Genomic DNA, 17659 nt, shown 5'->3' on the forward strand with positions numbered 1-17659 from the left:
CGCCGCGTGCCGCGAGCGCGGCACGATGGCGCCGTTGAGTTCGACGGCGACGCGCCGCCCGGCCAGCTGCAGCTCGGCGAGCAGGGCTTCGATGCTGAGGGACGTGGCGAGGCGGCGGGGTTCGCCGTTGACGGTCAGCTGCATGGGACTTCGGCGGCTTTGAGGACGCGTGGACGCTTGAACTACAATGGTCGCCGCTGCGCGGGTGTAGTTCAATGGTAGAACTTCGGCTTCCCAAGCCGATAGCGTGGGTTCGATTCCCATCACCCGCTCCACCCCTTTTCCGCTGCGCCGCGCCCGATCGCGGCGGGCCGGTGCAGGACCTCGAATCAAGATGGCCGAAGACCTCCTCCAGATCGCCGGGCGCACGTATGCGTCGCGCCTGCTCGTCGGCACCGGCAAGTACAAGGACCACGACGAGACGCGCCGTGCCATCGAGGCCAGTGGCGCCGAGATCGTCACCGTCGCCGTGCGGCGCGTGAACATCGGCCAGAACGCCAATGAGCCGAACCTGCTCGACGTGCTGCCGCCCGACCGCTTCACGATCCTGCCCAACACCGCCGGCTGCTACACGGCGAAGGACGCCGTGCATACCTGCCAGCTGGCGCGCGAACTGCTCGACGGCCATCCGCTCGTCAAGCTCGAAGTGCTCGGCGACCAGAAGACGCTGTACCCGGACGTCACGGCGACGCTCGCGGCGGCGGAAACGCTCGTCAAGGACGGCTTCGAGGTGATGGTCTACACCAGCGACGACCCGATCCTCTGCAAGCGGCTGGAGGAGCTCGGCTGCGTCGCCGTGATGCCGCTGGCGGCGCCGATCGGCTCCGGCCTCGGCATCCAGAACAAGTACAACCTGCTGACCATCATCGAGAATGCCAAGGTGCCGATCATCGTCGACGCCGGCGTCGGCACGGCGAGCGACGCGGCGATCGCGATGGAGCTCGGCTGCGACGGCGTGCTAATGAACACGGCGATCGCCGAGGCGAGGAATCCGGTGCTGATGGCGAGCGCGATGAAGAAGGCGATCGAGGCCGGCCGCGAGGCGCGTCTGGCCGGCCGCATGCCGCGCCGCCGCTACGCCAGCGCCTCGTCGCCGCTCGAAGGCCTGCCGTTCTGAAACGCCGGTCCTGATGTCGCTCTACACGCCGCGGCACTTCGAGGGCGAGCGCGCCGCCGCGCTGCGGCTGATCGACGCGCATCCGTTCGCGACGCTGATCACCACGCTCGACGGCGCCGAAGCGCTCGTCTCGCATCTGCCGCTGCTGCGGCAGGGCGAGGCGCTGCATGGACACATGGCGCGCGCCAATCCGCACTGGCGGGCCTTCGCGGCGGGCCGCACGCTCGCCGTGTTCCACGGCCCGCATGCCTACGTCTCGCCGCGCTGGTACGAGGAGCCGGCGCAGCACGTGCCGACCTGGAACTACGCGAGCGTCCACGTCGCCGGCCGGCCGCAAACGCTCGATGACGCCGGGGCGCAGGCCACGCTGGCGACGCTGACCGCGCACTTCGACCCGGCGTTCCGCGCGACGGACGAGAACGTCGCGCGCCTGCTGCCGGCCATCGTCGCCTTCCGCCTGCCGATCGAACGGCTCGAAGCCAAGTTCAAGATGAGCCAGAACCGCAGTGCCGGCGATCGCGCCGGCGTGGCCGCGGCGCTCGCCGCGCAGGCGTCGGCCGACGCGCGCGCCGTCGCCGAATGGATGCGCCGCCATGGTTGAGCACGCACCGCAGGACGGCGAGGCCCTGCCGCGCCGCCGCGAGATCCGCTCCTTCGTGCGCCGCGAAGGCCGCATGACGGACGCGCAGAAGCGTGCGCTCGACGCGCTGTGGCCGGTCTACGGCGTCGAGGCGCCGGCCGCGCCGCTCGATCTGGATGCGGTGTTCGGCCGCGCGGCGCCGCGCGTGTTCGAGATCGGCTTCGGCATGGGCGATTACCTGCTGAGCCGTGTCGTCGCCGAGCCGCAGCACGATTTCTTCGGTGTCGAGGTGCATCGCCCCGGCGTCGGTCGCCTGCTGAACCGCGCCCACGCGGCCGGCGCGAACAACCTGCGCGTGGCGAGCGACGATGCGGTCGTCGTGCTGCGCGACTGGCTGCCGGAAGCGTTGCTCGACGAGATCGTCATCCAGTTTCCGGACCCCTGGCACAAGGCGCGCCACAACAAGCGCCGCCTGGTGCAGCCAGCGTTCGCGGCGCTCGCCGTCTCGCGCCTCAAGCCGGGCGGCCTGCTGTCGCTGGCCACCGACTGGCAGCCTTACGCCGAGCACATGCTCGAGGTGCTCAATGCCGAAGCGGGCCTGCGCAATCTGGCCGCCGACGGCCGCTACGTGCCGCGTCCGCCGACACGCCTGAAGACCAAGTTCGAAGCGCGCGGCGAACGGCTCGGGCACGCGGTTTTCGACCTCGCCTACCGGCGTCTCGGCTGAGCACCGCCGCGCCGGCGGCCCGGGGCGCGGGTGCCGGGCCGACGCCGGTCGCGGCCCCCGGCACGGATCGCGCGGCCCATGGCGCGCCGACATTTGCCTGTCGCACGCAAGCAGGTAATCTCGGGCATCCCATGTCGACCAAGCACCCGATCATCGGCATCACCGGCGCCAGCGGCGCGGGCACCAGCACCGCCGTGAAGGCCTTCATGCGCCTGTTCGCCGAGATGGGCGTGCGCGGCGCGCTGGTGGAGGGCGACGCCTTTCACGCCTACGACCGCGTGCAACTGCGCCGCACCCTGGAGCGCGCGCGCATCCGCGGCGAGAATTTCTCGCTGTTCTCGCCGGCCGCCAACCTGCTCGAACGGCTCGAGGGCCTGCTGCGCGAGTACGGCGAACGCGGCACCGGCATGATCCGGCATTACCTGCATCGCGACGACGAGGCCGTCGCAGCGCACCAGGCGCCGGGCACGTTCACGCCCTGGCAGCGTCTGCCGCCGGATACCGACATGCTGTTCTACGAAGGACTGCATGGCGCCTACGTCGGCGACGAGGTCAACATCGCCGCGCACATGGATCTGCTGATCGGCGTGACGCCGGTGATCAATCTGGAATGGATCCAGAAGCTCAAGCGCGATACCGACGAGCGCGGCTATCACCCCGAGGAAGTCACGCACACGATCCTGCGCCGCATGCCGGACTACGTGAACTACATCGTGCCGCAGTTCTCGCGCACCGATGTCAACTTCCAGCGCGTGCCGCTGGTCGACACCAGCAATCCCTTCGCGCTGCGCGAGATTCCGCTTGCCGAGGAGAGCCTCGTGGTCATCCATTTCAACGATTACTCGCGGCTCAACGCCGATTTCGATCTGCTGCTGCGCGAAGTGCCCGGTGCCTTCCAGTCGCACGCGCAGACGCTGGTCGTGCCGGGGCCGCAGCAGGAGCGCGCGATGGAGCTGATCTTCAAGCCGGCGGTCCAGCGCCTGCTCGAAGCGCGCGATCTGGCGCGTGCCGCCTGAGGTGGCAACCTTCATGCCGATGGAACACCGCCGTCTCGGCCGTACCGATCTGCAGGTCAGCGTCGTCTGCCTAGGCACCATGACCTGGGGCGAGCAGAACAGCGAGGCCGAAGCGCACGCGCAGATCGACACGGCGCTCGAAGCCGGCGTCAATTTCCTCGACACCGCCGAGATGTATCCGGTCGCGCCGCGCGCCGAGACCTACGGCCGCACCGAGTCGATCATCGGCAGCTGGCTGAAGAAGAACGGCCGGCGCGATCGCCTGGTGATCGCCAGCAAGGTGATCGGCCCCGGCGCCTTCCCGTACATTCGCGGCGGTCCGCGGCTGGATCGCGCCTCGGTGTTCGCCGCCTGCGAGGCCTCGCTGCGCCGCCTGCAGACGGACGTGATCGATCTCTACCAGGTGCACTGGCCGCAGCGGCCGACGAACTACTTCGGCCGTCTCGGCTACGACGGCGACGGCAGCGACGGCGGCGTGCCGCTGGCCGAGACGCTCGGCGCGCTCGCCGAGCTGCAGCGCCAGGGCAAGATCCGCCACATCGGCGTGTCGAACGAAACGCCGTGGGGTGTCGCCGAGTATCTGCGCCTGCATCGCGAAGAGGGCCTGCCGCGCATCGCCTCGATCCAGAACCCGTACAGCCTGCTCAACCGCAGCTTCGAGGTCGGCCTCGCCGAATTCGCGCAGCGCGAGGACGTCGGCCTGCTCGCGTACTCGCCGCTGGCCATGGGCGTGCTGTCCGGCAAGTATCTCGACGGCGCGCGGCCGGCCGGTTCGCGCATGGTCGTGTTCACCCGCTTCACGCGGTATGGCGGCCCCGAGGCCGAGGCGCCGACGCGCGCCTACGTCGAACTGGCGCGCGAGCATGGCCTCGACCCGGCGCAGATGGCGCTCGCCTTCGTGCACGGCCGGCCGTTCACCACCGCCACCATCATCGGCGCCACGACGGCCGCGCAGCTGCGCGGCAATCTCGACAGCGCGGCGCTCGCGCTGAGCCCGAAAGTGCTGCGCGCGATCGAGGCGCTGCATCGCCGCCACCCGATTCCCTGCCCGTAGCGCCGCGACGCCGATTCGGCCGGCTTTCAAGCGCTTGCGCGGCGCCGTTCGCGCAGCGCTTGCCGCCTCGCGGCGAGCGGCGTAGAAAGAACGGGCGCCGTCCGCGCGGCGCGGGAGGTGGATCATGGCGGAATGGTTGGGCGGACTGGCGGTCGGCCAGTGGTTCGAGACCGAGTACGGGCCTTTCGAGGTCGTCGGCGTCGACAGCGATGCGGAGATGGTGCTGGTCCAGCACTACGACGGCACGCTCGAGGACTACGACTTCGAGACGTGGATGGCGCTCGCCGCGCGACCATGTGCGCCACCCGAGGATTACTCCGGCGCGCTGGACATCGCGCGCGACGACTACGCCGAGCGCGACGATACGCCGGCGAGGCCCGGCGGTCGCTGGGACAATCCGCTGGACCTGCTCGACCTGCGCGACCGCTGAGGACCCGGCGCGCGTGCCGAGGGCAGGGCTTCGCTTTCGTGCTTTCCTGATCGCCCGCGAGGGGCAGAGGAGGTCCGGATGTTCAGTCGCTGGCGCACCCCGCAGTTGCCCGCCGCGTTCAAGTACACGCTCGACGATGGCTTGCCGATCCTCGTGCGGCCGATCCGCCCGGACGACGCGGCCCGCATCCGCGAAGGCTTCGCGCGCCTCTCCAGGCTGGCGCGCCGCCGGCGTTTTCCGAACGGCGATCCGGATCAGCTGAGCGAGGAGCAGATCGCCAAGCTTGTGCACATCGACCAGATCAATCACGCCGCCTGGGGCGCCGCCAATCTCGAGAAGCCGGACGAGCCGGGCATCGGCATCGCGCGTTATGTGCGTCTGAACGGCGAGCCGCAGGCGGCCGACGTGGCGATCACCATCGCCGACGATTACCAGGGCCGCGGCGCCGGTTTCGTGCTGCAGGCCTGCCTGCATCTGACGGCCTGGCGCAACGGCATCCGCACCTTCTACTACGACGTCGCTTCCGACAACGACCGCATCATCCGCCATCTCAAGCTGCTCGGCGCCACGCATGCCGGCCGCGCCGACAACATCGACCGTCTCGAACTGCCGGTCTACCGCCGCGCCAGGGACGTGCCGGACGGCAACGACATCGGCCGGCGCTTCGCCGAGGTGTTCGTGCGCCTGCAGCGCAGCGAGGCGCTCGCCGCCTAGGCCGCCGGCGCCTTGTCCGGCACGGCAACGATCGGCCGGCGGATGAAGTACAGCGACAGTGCGAGCGCCGGCAGGGTCAGCGACGCCGTGTAGAGGAAGAACAGCGGATAGCCGATCGCATCGACGATCCCGCCCGAGAACCCGGCGATCAGCTTGCCGAGCAGCGGGAACAGCGAGCCGAACAGCGCGTACTGCGTCGCCGTATAGGCGACGTTGGTGAGGCTGGACAGGTAGGCGACGAAGGCGGTCCCGGCGATGCCGATGCCGACGTTGTCGACGCTGATCGCGATCGCCAGCTCGTCGAGCCCCGGCGCGTGCCGGCGCGCCAGCCAGGAGAAGAACAGATTGCCGAAGGCGATCACCAGCACGCCGACGAACAGCGTGCGCGCGATGCCCAGCCAGGCGACCAGCGCGCCGGCGACGGCGACGCCGACCATGGTCATGATCACGCCGAACACCTTCGACATCGCCGCGATCTGCGCCAGCGTGTAGCCCATGTCGAGATAGAAGGGATTCGCCATCACGCCCATGGCGTACTCGTGCATGCGGTAGACGGCGATGAACAGCAGGATCAGCGCGGCGCGGCGCAGGCCGTTGCGCGCGAAGAAGTCGGCGATCGGCCCGGCGATGGCGCCGATCAGGTTGGCGGCGAAATGGCGCAGCGGTTTCGGCCAGTGCGCGTTCGCTTCGAGGAACGCCGCGACGCGCGCTTCCTGCGGCGCGGCGACGGCGATCTGCGGCCGCGGCGGTTCGGCGATCAGCAGCACGGTGGCGATGCCGACGAGGCCGAGCGCCGCCATGCACAGGTACGACAGCATCCAGCCGTGATCGGCGGCGATCAGCAGGGCGCCGGCCCCGGCGACGATCAGGGCAATGCGATAACCCATCTGGTACGCCGCCGCCAGCGCGCCCTGCTGTTCGCTCGGCGCCGCCTCGATGCGGAAGGCATCGAGCGCGATGTCCTGCGTCGCCGACGAAAAGGCGACGAGCACCGCGAGCAGCGCGGTCCGGCGCAGGTCGGCGGCCGGATCGTTGAGCGCCATCAGCGCGAGGCCGGCGGCGATGCCGCACTGCGCGAGCAGCATCCAGCTGCGGCGGCGTCCGAGCCAGCGCGTCAGCAGCGGCAGCGGCACGCGGTCGACGACCGGCGCCCAGAACAGCTTCACCGAATAGGTGATGCCGACCCAGCTGAAGTAGCCGATCATTGTGCGCGACACGCCGGCCTGCGTCAGCCACGCCGACAGCGTCGAGAACACCAGCAGGAACGGCAGGCCGGCGGAGAAGCCGAGAAACAGCAGCGCGCGCACGCGCGGATGGGCATACACGCGCAGCGCGGCGAGCAGGCGCCGCGTCACAGCGCGTAATCCATGATCAGCGGTGCATGATCGGAAAAGCGCGTCTCCTTCCACACCGACGCGGCCTTGATCTTGTCGCGCAGATTGGGGGTGACAATCTGGTAGTCGATGCGCCAGCCGACGTTCTTCGCCCAGGCCTGGCCGCGATTGCTCCACCAGGTATAGGCCTCGCCCTCGGCATCCGGATACAGCTGGCGATAGGCGTCGACCCAGCCGAGCGCCGGCTTGTCCTGGCCGAGCAGGCGGTCCAGCCAGGCGCGCTCGTGCGGCAGGAAGCCGGAGTTCTTCTGGTTGCCGCGCCAGTTCTTGAGGTCGATGTTCCTGTGCGCGATGTTCCAGTCGCCGACCACGATGTACTGGCGGCCGGAGGCGAGCCAGTCGCGCATCACCGGCAGGAAGAATTCGAGGAAGCGGTCCTTGCTCGCCTGTCGCTCGGGGCCGGCCGAGCCCGACGGCACATAGAGCGAAACGACCGAGAGCTTGCCGTAGCGCAGTTCGACGTAGCGTCCCTCGTCGTCGAACTCCGGCGCACCGAGCTTGTCGAGGATTTCATCCGGCGCGCGCTTGGCGAAGATCGCCACGCCGGCGTAACCCTTCTTCTGCGCATAGCTGAAATGCGCGTGCCAGCCCGGCGGCGAGAAGGTCAGGTCGCCTTCGAGATCGGAGAGCTGTGCCTTGATTTCCTGCAGGCAGAGGAAATCGGCGTTCTGCTGCGGCAGCCAGTCGAAGAGACCCTTGCGGGCGGCGGAGCGGATGCCATTGGCATTGAGCGAGATGACGCGCATGAAGGCGTGATTCGTGATGGATGACCCGTGATTTGTCGTAATGTACGCGAGCGCCAGTCACCAATCACCAATCGCCAATCCTCCGTCGCCAGTCACATGCTCCAGAGCTACCAAACCGAATTCCTGCGTCTCGCGCTCGAGCACGAGGTCCTGAAGTTCGGCTCGTTCACCCTGAAGTCCGGACGGCAATCGCCGTACTTCTTCAACCTCGGCAGGATTTCCTCGGGTGCGGCGATGCGCGCACTCGGCCATGCCTACGCGCAGGCGCTGACCGCTTCGGGCCTCGCCTACGACATGCTGTTCGGCCCCGCGTACAAGGGCATTCCGCTGGTCACCGCGGTGTCCTGCGCGCTCGCCGAGCAGGGCCGCGACCTGCCTTACGCCTACAACCGCAAGGAAGCCAAGGACCACGGCGAGGGCGGCACGCTGGTCGGCGCGGCGCCGAAAGGGCGCGTCGTCATCGTCGACGACGTGCTCACCGCCGGCACCGCGCTGCGCGAAGCGGTGCGCCTGCTGCAACAGGCCGGCGCGCAGCCGGTCGCCGCCGTGATCGCGCTCGATCGGCAGGAGAAAGGCCCGAGCGGTCGGTCGGCGGTGCAGGAGATGGAGCGCGACGCCGGCATTCGCGTGATCTCGCTGGTCAACGTGCAGACCATGCTGTCCTACCTGTCCGGCGGCCATGCATCCGCCGACACGCTCGCCGCGATCCGCGCCTACCAGGCGCAGTACGGCGTCGCCGCCTGAGGCCGCTCAGAATTCGTTCTTGACGAGGCCGAGGCGCGTCGCCTCGAGCGCCGCCTCGGCGCGGCTTGAGATGTTGAGCTTGCGGTAGATGGCCTTGACGAAGCCGGCGGCGGTGTTGCGCGTGACGCCGAGCTGTTCGGCGACTTCGGCGAGGCGCAGGCCCTTGGCGATCAGCACCAGCGTCTCGCGCTCGCGCGTCGTCAGCTTCTGTTCGTCCGGCGCCGGACCGGCCGGCGCGAACATGCCGAGCAGGCGCCGCGCGATGGCCGGCGACAGCGGCGGCTCGCCGCGGTCGATCGCCTGCAGCGCGGCGACCAGGCGTTCCATGGGCTGGTCCTTGAGCAGATAGCCCTGGGCGCCGGCGCGCAGCGCCGGAAACAGGTGGCGATCGTCGCCGTAGATCGTGGTGACGATGCAGTGGCAGTGCGGATGGCGCGCGTTGATCTGCGCGATGATGTCGATGCCCGAGCCGTCCGGCAGATCGAGATCGACGAGCGCGATGTCCGGCCGGCGCTGCAGCGCCGCGCGCGCGTCGGCGGCGGTCTCGGCCAGTTCGACGGCGATGCCGGGAAAGGCTTCGCGCAGCGCGCGCATCAGCCATTCCGCGGTCGGCGCCAGATCCTCGATGACCAAGCCTCGCTGTATCAAGGCGCTTCCTTGCGTTCTGGTGCCTGGGGGTTCGCGCATGAGTGTCAGCCAAGCCGGTGCGGCTTATCAGCCCTGGATGGGGGGGCACGGAGCATCGAGCGGCACGCGCAGGCGCAATACGGCGCGACCGTCAGCGGCTTCGATGTGCAATTCGCCGCCGAGCTTCTGCGTGCGGCTGCGCATGCTACGCAGGCCATTGCCGCTGCGCCACTGCGAAAGCGGCCGGCAGCTGCCGTCGTTGGCGATGCTCAGCAGCAGGGCATCGTCGGCGGCGGCGAGGCGCACCTCGATCCGCGTCGGGTGGGCGTGGCGCAGGGCATTGCTCACCGCTTCGCGCAGCACCCGTGCCAGATGCAGTTGCTGCGACGCGTCGAGCCGCCAGCACGGCAGCGGCTCGGCCTCCTCCCAGCGCACCGCCACGCGCGCCGCCTCGCAGCGATCGTGCAATTCGGCGCGCCATTCGGCGAGCGCTTCGGCGAGCGGCTGCGGTTGCGCGCCGAGGCCGTGCACGATGAGGCGCAGGCTCGCCAGCGTTTCGCGGATCGCCTGCGCCTGCTCGGGCTCGGCGCGATGCAGCAGGGTCAGCAGACGCGCGCCGACGTCGTCGTGCAGATCGGCGGCGACGCGGTCGCGCTCGTGCTCGACGCTCTGCTCGACGGCGTCCTGATAGGCGACGACGCGCTCGAGGACGGCGCGCACCGCATCGGCCAGCTTCACGTCCTGGCGGTTGAACAGGCGATTGCCGTTTTGCGCCCAGCGCGCTTCCCAGGCCGGCCAGCGGCCGATGCCCGGCACCTGCAGCGCGCTGCCGTTGCCGCTGATGCACACCGCCGCCGGCGAGGTCTCCAGGGATTTCAGCTGCAGCGGCGCGAACAGGCGGCGCAGGGATTCCGGCAGCAGGTACTCGGCGGCCAGCGGCGCGTCGGCGATGACCTCGCGCAGCAGCGCCGGGATGTTTTCCATGCGCAGTACGCCGAAGCGCTGGAAGAACTTCGAGGCGAGCCATTGCCGCAACGGGAAATAGATCCAGCCGGCGATGCCCAGCGCCAGCGCCAGCGCCGCCGGCTGACCGAGATCGAGCAGCGACACGAAGAGCAGATCGGCGCCGATCACGCTGGCGCCGCCGACGACCAGGGCGACGGCGCGGAACCACCAGGTCTCGAGATCGAAGAGGCGGTAGCGCGCGATGCCGAGCGCCAGCCCGAGCGAGATCATCAGCATCATGCCGAAGCCGTAGGCCTGCAGCTCGCCGCTGTCGATGCCGGCCAGCGCCGGAATCAGCACCACGATCATGAAGCCGAAGGCGCCGACGAACCAGGACAGCAGGAACCACTGCAGCGCGGCGCGACGCAGCGGATCGCCGCGCGTGGCGCGCCACTGCAGGGTGGCGAGGCCGCCGGCGACGATCACGCCGGTGAGGATCGAGCCCTGCACGCCGCGGTTGGCCAGCGGCAGGACCTGCAGCGCGTCGGCGAGCCAGATCAGCGCGTAGAGCGCCAGCAGCAGCCCGCCCCAGAGGTCGGAGCCGAGGCGGCGCGGGTAGTAGAACAGCACGGCGATGAAAGAGGCGGTGCAGAGCAGCGCGCCGCCGTGGTTGGCCTGCGACAGGCCACGGAACAGCGCCGCCGGCAGGGCCAGTTCGCGCGTCGTGTAGATTGCGGCGCTGCCGGCCATCACCAGCACGGCGAGGCCGGAGATCATCAGATACAGCGCCGCCGGCTGCTCGCGGCGGAAGGCCCAGATCGCCGCGCCGAGCAGCCAGCAGCCGGTCGCCGCGAACATCTGCAGCCAGAATTCGAAGGGCAGCCGCGCGACGGGCCGGTGCGCGGCCGGTGCCAGCGCCACGATCCGGCCGTCGGCCAGCAGCAATTGCAGGGAAGGCTGGGCGAGCAGCGTCGCCAGCTGCTGCTGCCGCGCCATGAACGCGTTGAAGTCCGCGTAGGCGGCGAAGCTGACGTCGGGTTCGATGGCAAGATCGTCGGCGCGCAGCGCCAGCGCCGCGTCGGCGTTGCGCAAGCCGAGCACGGCCTCGCCGACCCGCACGGCCTTCGCCGCCGGGCCATGTGCCGCATCGACGCGCGGCAGACCGTCGTCGCCCGCCTGCAGCTGCAAACCGAGATAAGGGCGTTGGTACGCCAGCACCACGCACAGGGCCACGGTCAGCGCCGCGAGCAGCAGCGCCAGCGAGAGGATCCGTGACGGAGGCAGCTGGACGCGCGGTTCGGCGGGCATGGCGACGACTTTACTGTGAACCCGTGCCGCGCGGGCAGCCCTTGCGGCCCCGCCCGACCGTCGGCGCCGCGGCCGTGCGGACGCCCCGCGCCGATGTCGCATAATGGCGGCATTGCCCTCCAGGAGTGCGGCTCGGTATGGCCAATCGGTGCGCGATCGCGACAGCGGTGTTGCTGAGCCTGGCGCTGGGCGCGGCGCAGGCACAGACGGGCAAGCGCGTGCAGTGCTGGACCGACAGCAAGGGCCAGCGCGCCTGCGGCGACGCGGTGCCGCCGCAGTACGCGCAGCAGCAGCGTGAGCTGTTCGACGAGCAGGGACGCGTGCGGCAGGTCAGGCCGCGCGAGAAGACCGCGGCGGAAGTCGCCGCCGAGGAGAAGGCCGAACGCGAGAAGGCCGAGGCGGCGCTGCAGGCGCAGAAGCAGCGCGACTACGACCGCTTCCTGCTGGAGTCGTACGGCAGCGCCCGCGACATCGAACGCGCGCGCGACGAGCGCCTCAACATGATCGACGGCCGCCGCAAGCTGATCGAGAAGCAGCTGGCCGACAACGACAAGGCCATCGCCCAGCAGCAGACGCGCATCGACAACGCCGGCAAGGATGGCAAGAAGCCGCCGGCGCCGCTGCTGCAGAAGCTCGACGAGCTGAAGCAGACGCGCGCCGCCAACGAGAAATCGCTGGCCGAAATCAGCGACGAGAAGCAGAAGACGGCCGACCGGTACGGTGCCGATCTGGCGCGCTTCCGCCAGCTGAGCGGCGAGACGGCGAAAACGCCACCGCCGGCCGGCGCGCCGCCGAAACCCTAGCCCGTCGCCGCGGCGCGGCGCGCCGCGACTTCGGCGAGCGCCGCCCAGTCGCGGTCGCCGTCGCCGTGTGCCATCGCCTCCAGCAGGTTGTCGCGCAGCAGGCTGGCGAGCGGCAGCGGCACGTTGCCGGCATCGCCCGCTGCCAGCGCGAGGCGCACGTCCTTGAGGCCGAGCCTCAGCTTGAAGCCGGCCGGCTCGTAGCGCCGCTCGGCGATCTGCGCGCCGTAGTTGCGGTAGACCGGCGCCGTGAACAGCGTGCCGGTGAGAATCTCGAGGAATTCGGTGGCGCCGACGCCGTAGGCCCGCGTCAGCGTCGTCGCCTCGGCCATGGTCTCGATCGCCGCGGCGATCATGAAATTGCCGGCGATCTTCACCGCGTTGGCGCGCACCGCGTCGTCGCCGAGCCACCAGGTCTGCTGGCCGATCGCCTCGAACAGCGGCCGCAGCGCGTCGAACGCGGCGCGCGGTCCGGCCGCGACGATGTTGAGCTGGCCGGCCGCCGCCACGTTGGGGCGGCCGAACACCGGCGCCGAGACGTAGCCGAGGCCGCGCGCCGCGTGCAGGCGCGCCAGTTCGGCGGCGAAGGCGGTGGAGATCGTCGCCAGATTGGCGTGGACCAGGCCCGGCGCCGCGGCATCGAGCGCGCCGCCGTCGAGCAGCGTCTCGCGCAGGGCGAGGTCGTCGGCCAGCATCGACAGCAGGACCTTGCCCTGCAGCGCGTCCCGCGGCGCCGCCCCGGCCCGCGCGCCGAGCGCGACCAGCGCCTGCAGCGGCGCCTGCGAGCGGTTCCACACCGTGACGCGATGGCCGGCCGCGAGCAGATTGGCGGCGATGCCGCGGCCCATGCTGCCGAGTCCGATGAAACCCACGTCCATGATCGTCTCTCCGTGGTGCGGGACGATCCGGCCGCGCGGCCGGATCAGCCCTTGATGAGTGTGCCGATGCCCTGGTCGGTGAACAGTTCGAGCAGCACCGAGTGCTCGAGCCGGCCGTCGATGATGTGCGCCGACTTCACGCCGCTGTTCACCGCATCGAGCGCGTAGCGAACCTTGGGCACCATGCCGCCGGAAATGGTTCCGTCGGCGATCAGGCCTTCGACCTGCGGCACCGTCAGGCCGGTCAGGATCTCGTTCCGCTTGCTCAGCACGCCCGGGGCGTTGGTCAGGAAGATGATCTTCTCGGCCTGCAGCACCGCCGCCAGCTTGCCGGCGGCGACGTCGGCGTTGATGTTGTAGGCCTCGCCGTGCTCGCCGACGCCGACCGGCGCGATCACCGGGATGAAGCCGCCGGCCTCCAGGTGGGTGACGACGCGCGGGTCGATGCGTTCGACCTCGCCGACCTGGCCGAGGTCATGACCGTCGAGCCGCATGCGTCGTGCGCGGATCAGGCCGCCGTCCTTGCCGGTCAGGCCGACGGCGCGGCCGCCCTGCTGGTTCAGCGCCGCGACCACGGCCTTGTTGACGAGACCGCCGAGCATCATCTCGACGACGTCCATGGTCTCCTCGTCGGTGACGCGCATACCCTGGATGAACTCGCTCTTCTTGCCGAGTTTCTCCAGGTGCGAGCCGATCTGCGGGCCGCCGCCGTGCACGACGACCGGATTCATGCCGACCAGCTTCATCAGCACGATGTCGCGCGCGAAGGACGCGATCATGGTGTCGTCCTTCATGGCGTTGCCGCCGTACTTGACGACGATGGTCTTGCCGGCGAAGCGGCGGATGTAGGGCAGCGCCTCGGTGAGGACGCGGGCGGTGTCCTGGGCGTGGGTCAGGTCGATGGTCATGGGCGAGAGGTTTCAGTGCTTGCCGGTCGAGCCGAACCCGCCGGCGCCGCGCGGGCTGGCGGCGAAATCGTCGACGATCTCGAATGCCGCCTGCACGACCGGCACGAAGACGAGCTGCGCGATGCGCTCGCCGGGATGGATCGTGAACGCGGCCTGGCCGCGGTTCCAGCACGACACCATCAGCTCGCCCTGATAGTCCGAGTCGATGAGGCCGACGAGATTGCCGAGCACGATGCCGTTCTTGTGGCCGAGCCCGGAGCGCGGCAGGATCACCGCGGCGAGATTCGCATCGCCGATGTGGATGGCGAGGCCGGTCTTGATCAGCGTCGTCGCGCCCGGTTCGAGCGTCAGCGGCGCGTCGAGCAGGGCACGCAGGTCGAGGCCCGCGGCGCCGTCGGTCGCATAGGCCGGCAGCGGCAGCTCCTTGCCGAGGCGCGCATCGAGAATCTTGAGCTGGATCTTCTGTTTCATGTCTTCACGAAGCTCCCTCTCCCCGGCCACGGGGGAGAGGGTTGGGGTGAGGGGGTGATCAGGTGACGCGCCTTGCGTAACGCTCCGCGATCAGCGCCGCGAGCTCGCGCGCGATCTCGGCCTTGTTCGCGCGCGGCAGCTCGCGGCCGCCGCCGTTCCAGTACACGGACAGCGCGTTGTCGTCGCGGTCGAAGGCGCGGCCGCGGCCGACCCAGTTGGCGGCGATCAGGTCGAGCTTCTTGCGCGCGAGCTTGCCGCGCGCGTGTTCCTCGAGCTTCTCGGTCTCGGCGGCGAAACCGACGACGAACAGCCGCGCGTCACGCTCGCGTACCGTGCTGATGACGTCCGGGTTGCGGCTCAGCGTCAGCGCCATGGTCGCGTCCTTCTTCTTGATCTTTTCGTCGGCGACCTGCTCGACGCGATAGTCGGCGACCGCGGCGGCGCCGACGAAGATCTGCGCGTCGGCGCTTTCGCGCAGCGCGGCGTCGAGCAGCTCCTGCGCGCTTTCGATATCGACGCGACGCACGCCGGACGGCGTCGACAGGCTCGTCGGCCCGCTGAGCAGGGCGACGTCGGCACCGAGCGCGCGCAGCGCGCCGGCGAGCGCATAGCCCATCTTGCCGGACGAGCGATTGCTGATGAAGCGCACCGGATCGATCGCTTCGCGCGTCGGGCCGGCGGTGACGACCGCCTTCACGCCGGCGAGCGGACCCTGGCTGAAGCGCTGCGCGATGGCCTCGCGGATCTGCAGCGGCTCGCTCATGCGGCCGTCGCCGATCTCGCCGCAGGCCTGGAAGCCGCTGCCGGGACCGATCAGCTGCACGCCGCGCGCGACCAGCGTCGCCACATTGGCCTGCGTCGCCGGATTCCCCCACATCAGGCGGTTCATCGCCGGCGCGAGCACGATCGGCTTGTCGGTGGCCAGGGCCAGCGTGCTCAGCAGGTCGTCGGCGAGGCCGAGCGCGAGCTTGGCGATGACGTCGGCGGACGCCGGCGCCACCAGGATCAGATCCGGCCAGCGCGCCAGTTCGATGTGGCCCATCGCCGCCTCGGCGGCCGGGTCGAGCAGCGAAGTCCGCACCGGCCGGCCCGACAGCGCCTGGAAGGTCAGCGGCGTGACGAACTCCTGCGCGCCGGCCGTCATCACCACCTGCACCTCGGCACCGGCTTCCATCAGGCGGCGCGTCAGATCGGCCGCCTTGTAGGCGGCGATGCCGCCGGTCACGGCCAGCAGGATGCGCCGATCTGCGAGATTCGGCACGGACGGTTGCGGTGTGCTCATTGCAGCATTCTAGCGGGCTTGCAGGGGAGCATAGGGATGGCGATCCGTGACTGGCCGGCCGAACAGAGGCCGCGCGAGAAACTGCTGGCGGGCGGCGCGGCGTCGCTGTCCGACGCCGAACTGCTGGCGATCTTCCTGCGCACCGGGGTCGCCGGCAAAAGCGCCGTCGAACTGGCGCACGAGCTGATCGCCGCTTTCGGCGGCCTGCGCGCGCTGCTGCGCGCCGATCTCGCCAGCTTTTCCGCCGGCAAGGGACTCGGCGCGGCGAAGTACGCGCAGCTGCAGGCGGTGCTCGAACTGGCGCGCCGTCATCTCGCCGAAGAACTGCAGCACGGCGAGGCGCTGACCGATCCCGCGGCCGCCGGCCGCTTCCTGCGCGCGCGCCTGTGCGATCTCGACCATGAGGTGTTCGCCGCGCTGTTCCTCGATGCCCAGCATCGCGTGCTCGCCTTCGAGGTGCTGGCGCGCGGCACGATCGACGGCGCCGCCGTCTATCCGCGCGAGGTCGTCAAGGCGGCGCTGCGGCATCGCGCCGCGGCCCTGATCTTCGCGCACAACCACCCGAGCGGCGCCGTCGAGCCGAGCGCCGCGGATCGCGCGCTGACCGAACGGCTGCGCCAGGCGCTGGCGACGGTGGACGTGCGCGTGCTCGATCACCTGGTGATCGGCGAGGGGACGCCGGCGAGCTTCGCGGCGCGCGGCTGGCTGTGAGCTTCAGGCGGCGCTGAGCGCCTGCCGCGTCGTCGCGCCGCAGGCCTGATCGAGGAAATGCCAGAGCGCGTGACGATAGACCGGCCGGCGTTCGCCGGCGCGCAGTTCGACGCCAGCCACCTCGTTGAGCATCGCCAGGTAGAGGCGGCTGAGGGCGTCGGCCTGCGCGCAGTGTGCCGCGCGCAGTTCGCCGCCCAGCAGCAGTCCGTAGTTGACGATCTGCTGGCGCGCCGGCTGGCGCACGGCGGAATGCGCGCGCGCGGCCAGCAGCCAGCGCAGCACGCCGGCGCTTTCCAGGCAATACGCCAGGTAGCTTTCGCTGGCGAGCTTGATGCGCAGCGCGCCCGGCGCGGTGCCCGCCGTCATCTTCAGCATGCGTGTGCGCAAGCCGTCGAAGAACTGCAGCTGGAGCGCCTCGAAATAGCGCGACAGTTCGCCGAACACGGCCTTGAATTCGTGGCGACCGACGCCGGCGGCGCTGCACAGGCGGGCGATCGACAGCTCGTCATGGTCGACCTGGGCGGCCAGCGCTACGGCCGCGGCGAGCAGCTTGTCGCGCGCCGGCGCGTTCATGCCATGCCCGCCGTGAAGTAGGCGATCAGCGTGTCGCGCATGGCCGGCAGCTTGCGGCCTGCCTCGCTTTCGGCCACCGCCGTTTCGATCAGCGCCGCCGTGCACAGCCGCGCCGCGACCGCGGGATCCGGCCAGTTCGCGGATTTCAATTCCAGCTGCAGCATGAGATTGAAGCCCTTGACGCGCTGGCGGATCAGCTGCGATCCCTGCGGGTGGAAGCGGAGATGCCGGGCGAGCGCACGCAGACCCGGCCGGTCGAGCAGCGCCTGCAGGTAGGTTTCGAGCGCCAGTTGCAGGCGGCCGGGACCGGAGGGCATGTTGAGCGTCAGCTTGGTGACGAGGTCGCGGACTTCGTCGTACATCTGGGCAAGCAGCTCGCAGAGCAGCAGGTTGAAGTCCGCGTAATGACGCCCGATGGCCGACGGCGGCAGCTGCGCGTCGGCCGCCACCGCGGCGGCATCGAAATCGGCGCCGCGCCGATCGGCGAGACGCCGCGCCGCGCCGAGGATTTTCTGTTTCTGGATGGCCACGTCGGACATGCCGCGCAGTATCGGAGTGCGGCCATCGTGCGTCTTTGCGCCGCGTCACGCTACGGCCCGAATCGGGCATGAGGCGGCGGTCGCGGCTTGCGGCC

At 70.1% G+C, this 17659-nt stretch carries 21 protein-coding genes and 1 tRNA gene; 11 read left to right on the plus strand and 11 right to left on the minus strand.

Going from position 1 to position 17659, the window contains the following annotated elements; translation table 11 throughout:
* The coding region (gene thiS / locus K344_RS0108820; protein ID WP_028080361.1) for a sulfur carrier protein ThiS at positions 1–144 on the minus strand (144 nt) is incomplete at its 3' end.
* 57 nt (positions 145–201) lie between these two features.
* On the opposite strand from thiS, the gene K344_RS0108825 reads away from it, so the two are divergent.
* From K344_RS0108825 to K344_RS0108860, 8 genes are all read left to right on the plus strand, one after another.
* Positions 202–275, plus strand: a tRNA-Gly gene (locus K344_RS0108825).
* A 59-nt stretch (positions 276–334) separates the two neighbouring features.
* Positions 335–1117 (plus strand): thiazole synthase, encoded by a 783-nt coding sequence (locus K344_RS0108830; protein ID WP_028080362.1) that lies wholly within the window; start codon positions 335–337, stop codon positions 1115–1117.
* A gap of 13 nt (positions 1118–1130) precedes the next feature.
* The gene (locus K344_RS0108835; protein WP_043114164.1) at positions 1131–1718 is read left to right on the plus strand and encodes an FMN-binding negative transcriptional regulator; all 588 of its coding nucleotides are present in this window, start codon (positions 1131–1133) and stop codon (positions 1716–1718) included.
* The gene (gene trmB / locus K344_RS0108840; protein WP_028080364.1) at positions 1711–2424 is read left to right on the plus strand and encodes a tRNA (guanosine(46)-N7)-methyltransferase TrmB; all 714 of its coding nucleotides are present in this window, start codon (positions 1711–1713) and stop codon (positions 2422–2424) included. The genes K344_RS0108835 and trmB overlap by 8 nt, the downstream gene beginning before the upstream one ends.
* A gap of 131 nt (positions 2425–2555) precedes the next feature.
* A complete protein-coding gene (locus tag K344_RS0108845) occupies positions 2556–3440 on the plus strand; it encodes a phosphoribulokinase (protein ID WP_028080365.1) in 885 nt (294 codons plus the stop codon).
* Positions 3441–3459: 19 nt separating this feature from the next.
* Positions 3460–4494 carry an NADP(H)-dependent aldo-keto reductase gene (locus tag K344_RS0108850; RefSeq protein WP_028080366.1) on the plus strand — a complete coding sequence of 345 codons (1035 nt, stop codon included), beginning with the start codon at positions 3460–3462 and terminating at the stop codon, positions 4492–4494.
* A 124-nt stretch (positions 4495–4618) separates the two neighbouring features.
* The gene (locus K344_RS0108855) at positions 4619–4924 is read left to right on the plus strand and encodes a DUF6763 family protein (RefSeq protein ID WP_028080367.1); all 306 of its coding nucleotides are present in this window, start codon (positions 4619–4621) and stop codon (positions 4922–4924) included.
* A 78-nt stretch (positions 4925–5002) separates the two neighbouring features.
* Positions 5003–5638: a GNAT family N-acetyltransferase gene (locus K344_RS0108860; RefSeq protein WP_028080368.1), complete on the plus strand. Its 636-nt coding sequence runs from the start codon at positions 5003–5005 to the stop codon at positions 5636–5638.
* Here the strand turns inward: K344_RS0108860 and K344_RS0108865 are convergent.
* Positions 5635–6993 (minus strand): AmpG family muropeptide MFS transporter, encoded by a 1359-nt coding sequence (locus K344_RS0108865; RefSeq protein ID WP_028080369.1) that lies wholly within the window; start codon positions 6991–6993, stop codon positions 5635–5637. The two genes, K344_RS0108860 and K344_RS0108865, sit on opposite strands and share 4 nt — an antisense overlap.
* Positions 6990–7778: an exodeoxyribonuclease III gene (locus K344_RS0108870; RefSeq protein WP_028080370.1), complete on the minus strand. Its 789-nt coding sequence runs from the start codon at positions 7776–7778 to the stop codon at positions 6990–6992. Before K344_RS0108870 ends, K344_RS0108865 begins: the two co-directional genes overlap by 4 nt.
* Before the next feature lie 96 nt (positions 7779–7874).
* Here K344_RS0108870 and pyrE point away from each other — a divergent pair, with 96 nt between their 5' ends.
* Positions 7875–8522 carry an orotate phosphoribosyltransferase gene (pyrE, locus tag K344_RS0108875; protein WP_028080371.1) on the plus strand — a complete coding sequence of 216 codons (648 nt, stop codon included), beginning with the start codon at positions 7875–7877 and terminating at the stop codon, positions 8520–8522.
* A gap of 6 nt (positions 8523–8528) precedes the next feature.
* On the opposite strand, the gene K344_RS0108880 is transcribed toward pyrE, so the two are convergent.
* On the minus strand, positions 8529–9167 hold the full coding sequence (locus K344_RS0108880) for a response regulator (RefSeq protein ID WP_028080372.1): 639 nt from the start codon (positions 9165–9167) through the stop codon (positions 8529–8531).
* A 69-nt stretch (positions 9168–9236) separates the two neighbouring features.
* The gene (locus tag K344_RS0108885; protein ID WP_028080373.1) at positions 9237–11402 is read right to left on the minus strand and encodes a sensor histidine kinase; all 2166 of its coding nucleotides are present in this window, start codon (positions 11400–11402) and stop codon (positions 9237–9239) included.
* A gap of 137 nt (positions 11403–11539) precedes the next feature.
* Here K344_RS0108885 and K344_RS22980 point away from each other — a divergent pair, with 137 nt between their 5' ends.
* Positions 11540–12205 carry a hypothetical protein gene (locus K344_RS22980; RefSeq protein ID WP_051362057.1) on the plus strand — a complete coding sequence of 222 codons (666 nt, stop codon included), beginning with the start codon at positions 11540–11542 and terminating at the stop codon, positions 12203–12205.
* Here K344_RS22980 and K344_RS0108895 read toward each other — a convergent pair.
* From K344_RS0108895 to coaBC, 4 genes are read right to left on the minus strand one after another with little or no spacing between them, the layout of a single operon-like run.
* Positions 12202–13080 carry an NAD(P)-dependent oxidoreductase gene (locus tag K344_RS0108895; RefSeq protein WP_028080374.1) on the minus strand — a complete coding sequence of 293 codons (879 nt, stop codon included), beginning with the start codon at positions 13078–13080 and terminating at the stop codon, positions 12202–12204. The genes K344_RS22980 and K344_RS0108895 overlap by 4 nt on opposite strands.
* A gap of 44 nt (positions 13081–13124) precedes the next feature.
* Positions 13125–13988: an acetylglutamate kinase gene (argB, locus tag K344_RS0108900; RefSeq protein ID WP_028080375.1), complete on the minus strand. Its 864-nt coding sequence runs from the start codon at positions 13986–13988 to the stop codon at positions 13125–13127.
* Positions 13989–14000: 12 nt separating this feature from the next.
* Entirely contained in the window at positions 14001–14459 is a 459-nt protein-coding gene (dut, locus tag K344_RS0108905) for a dUTP diphosphatase (protein ID WP_028080376.1), read from the minus strand.
* Between the two features lie 58 nt (positions 14460–14517).
* Positions 14518–15741 (minus strand): bifunctional phosphopantothenoylcysteine decarboxylase/phosphopantothenate--cysteine ligase CoaBC, encoded by a 1224-nt coding sequence (gene coaBC, locus K344_RS0108910; RefSeq protein ID WP_043114165.1) that lies wholly within the window; start codon positions 15739–15741, stop codon positions 14518–14520.
* 36 nt (positions 15742–15777) lie between these two features.
* Between coaBC and radC the strand changes: the two genes are divergently transcribed.
* Positions 15778–16452 (plus strand): RadC family protein, encoded by a 675-nt coding sequence (gene radC, locus K344_RS0108915; RefSeq protein WP_028080378.1) that lies wholly within the window; start codon positions 15778–15780, stop codon positions 16450–16452.
* Between the two features lie 3 nt (positions 16453–16455).
* On the opposite strand, the gene K344_RS0108920 is transcribed toward radC, so the two are convergent.
* Positions 16456–17025, minus strand: coding sequence for a hypothetical protein (locus tag K344_RS0108920; protein WP_028080379.1), 570 nt, complete (start codon positions 17023–17025; stop codon positions 16456–16458).
* Entirely contained in the window at positions 17022–17564 is a 543-nt protein-coding gene (locus K344_RS0108925; protein WP_028080380.1) for a hypothetical protein, read from the minus strand. The genes K344_RS0108920 and K344_RS0108925 overlap by 4 nt, the downstream gene beginning before the upstream one ends.
* Positions 17565–17659: the final 95 nt, after the last annotated feature.

It is taken from the genome of Solimonas soli DSM 21787 (genome assembly GCF_000474945.1).
GTDB lineage: Bacteria > Pseudomonadota > Gammaproteobacteria > Nevskiales > Nevskiaceae > Solimonas > Solimonas soli.

What these genes read in the sequence shown, in the direction of transcription:
- K344_RS0108830 (WP_028080362.1), top strand. Translation starts at nt 335, where the DNA reads ATGGCCGAAGACCTCCTCCAGATCGCCGGGCGCACGTATGCGTCGCGC.
- K344_RS0108835 (WP_043114164.1), top strand. Translation starts at nt 1,131, where the DNA reads ATGTCGCTCTACACGCCGCGGCACTTCGAGGGCGAGCGCGCCGCCGCG.
- trmB (WP_028080364.1), top strand. Translation starts at nt 1,711, where the DNA reads ATGGTTGAGCACGCACCGCAGGACGGCGAGGCCCTGCCGCGCCGCCGC.
- K344_RS0108845 (WP_028080365.1), top strand. Translation starts at nt 2,556, where the DNA reads ATGTCGACCAAGCACCCGATCATCGGCATCACCGGCGCCAGCGGCGCG.
- K344_RS0108850 (WP_028080366.1), top strand. Translation starts at nt 3,460, where the DNA reads ATGGAACACCGCCGTCTCGGCCGTACCGATCTGCAGGTCAGCGTCGTC.
- K344_RS0108855 (WP_028080367.1), top strand. Translation starts at nt 4,619, where the DNA reads ATGGCGGAATGGTTGGGCGGACTGGCGGTCGGCCAGTGGTTCGAGACC.
- K344_RS0108860 (WP_028080368.1), top strand. Translation starts at nt 5,003, where the DNA reads ATGTTCAGTCGCTGGCGCACCCCGCAGTTGCCCGCCGCGTTCAAGTAC.
- K344_RS0108870 (WP_028080370.1), bottom strand. Translation starts at nt 7,778, where the DNA reads ATGCGCGTCATCTCGCTCAATGCCAATGGCATCCGCTCCGCCGCCCGC.
- pyrE (WP_028080371.1), top strand. Translation starts at nt 7,875, where the DNA reads ATGCTCCAGAGCTACCAAACCGAATTCCTGCGTCTCGCGCTCGAGCAC.
- K344_RS0108885 (WP_028080373.1), bottom strand. Translation starts at nt 11,402, where the DNA reads ATGCCCGCCGAACCGCGCGTCCAGCTGCCTCCGTCACGGATCCTCTCG.
- K344_RS22980 (WP_051362057.1), top strand. Translation starts at nt 11,540, where the DNA reads ATGGCCAATCGGTGCGCGATCGCGACAGCGGTGTTGCTGAGCCTGGCG.
- K344_RS0108895 (WP_028080374.1), bottom strand. Translation starts at nt 13,080, where the DNA reads ATGGACGTGGGTTTCATCGGACTCGGCAGCATGGGCCGCGGCATCGCC.
- argB (WP_028080375.1), bottom strand. Translation starts at nt 13,988, where the DNA reads ATGACCATCGACCTGACCCACGCCCAGGACACCGCCCGCGTCCTCACC.
- dut (WP_028080376.1), bottom strand. Translation starts at nt 14,459, where the DNA reads ATGAAACAGAAGATCCAGCTCAAGATTCTCGATGCGCGCCTCGGCAAG.
- coaBC (WP_043114165.1), bottom strand. Translation starts at nt 15,741, where the DNA reads ATGAGCACACCGCAACCGTCCGTGCCGAATCTCGCAGATCGGCGCATC.
- radC (WP_028080378.1), top strand. Translation starts at nt 15,778, where the DNA reads ATGGCGATCCGTGACTGGCCGGCCGAACAGAGGCCGCGCGAGAAACTG.
- K344_RS0108920 (WP_028080379.1), bottom strand. Translation starts at nt 17,025, where the DNA reads ATGAACGCGCCGGCGCGCGACAAGCTGCTCGCCGCGGCCGTAGCGCTG.
- K344_RS0108925 (WP_028080380.1), bottom strand. Translation starts at nt 17,564, where the DNA reads ATGTCCGACGTGGCCATCCAGAAACAGAAAATCCTCGGCGCGGCGCGG.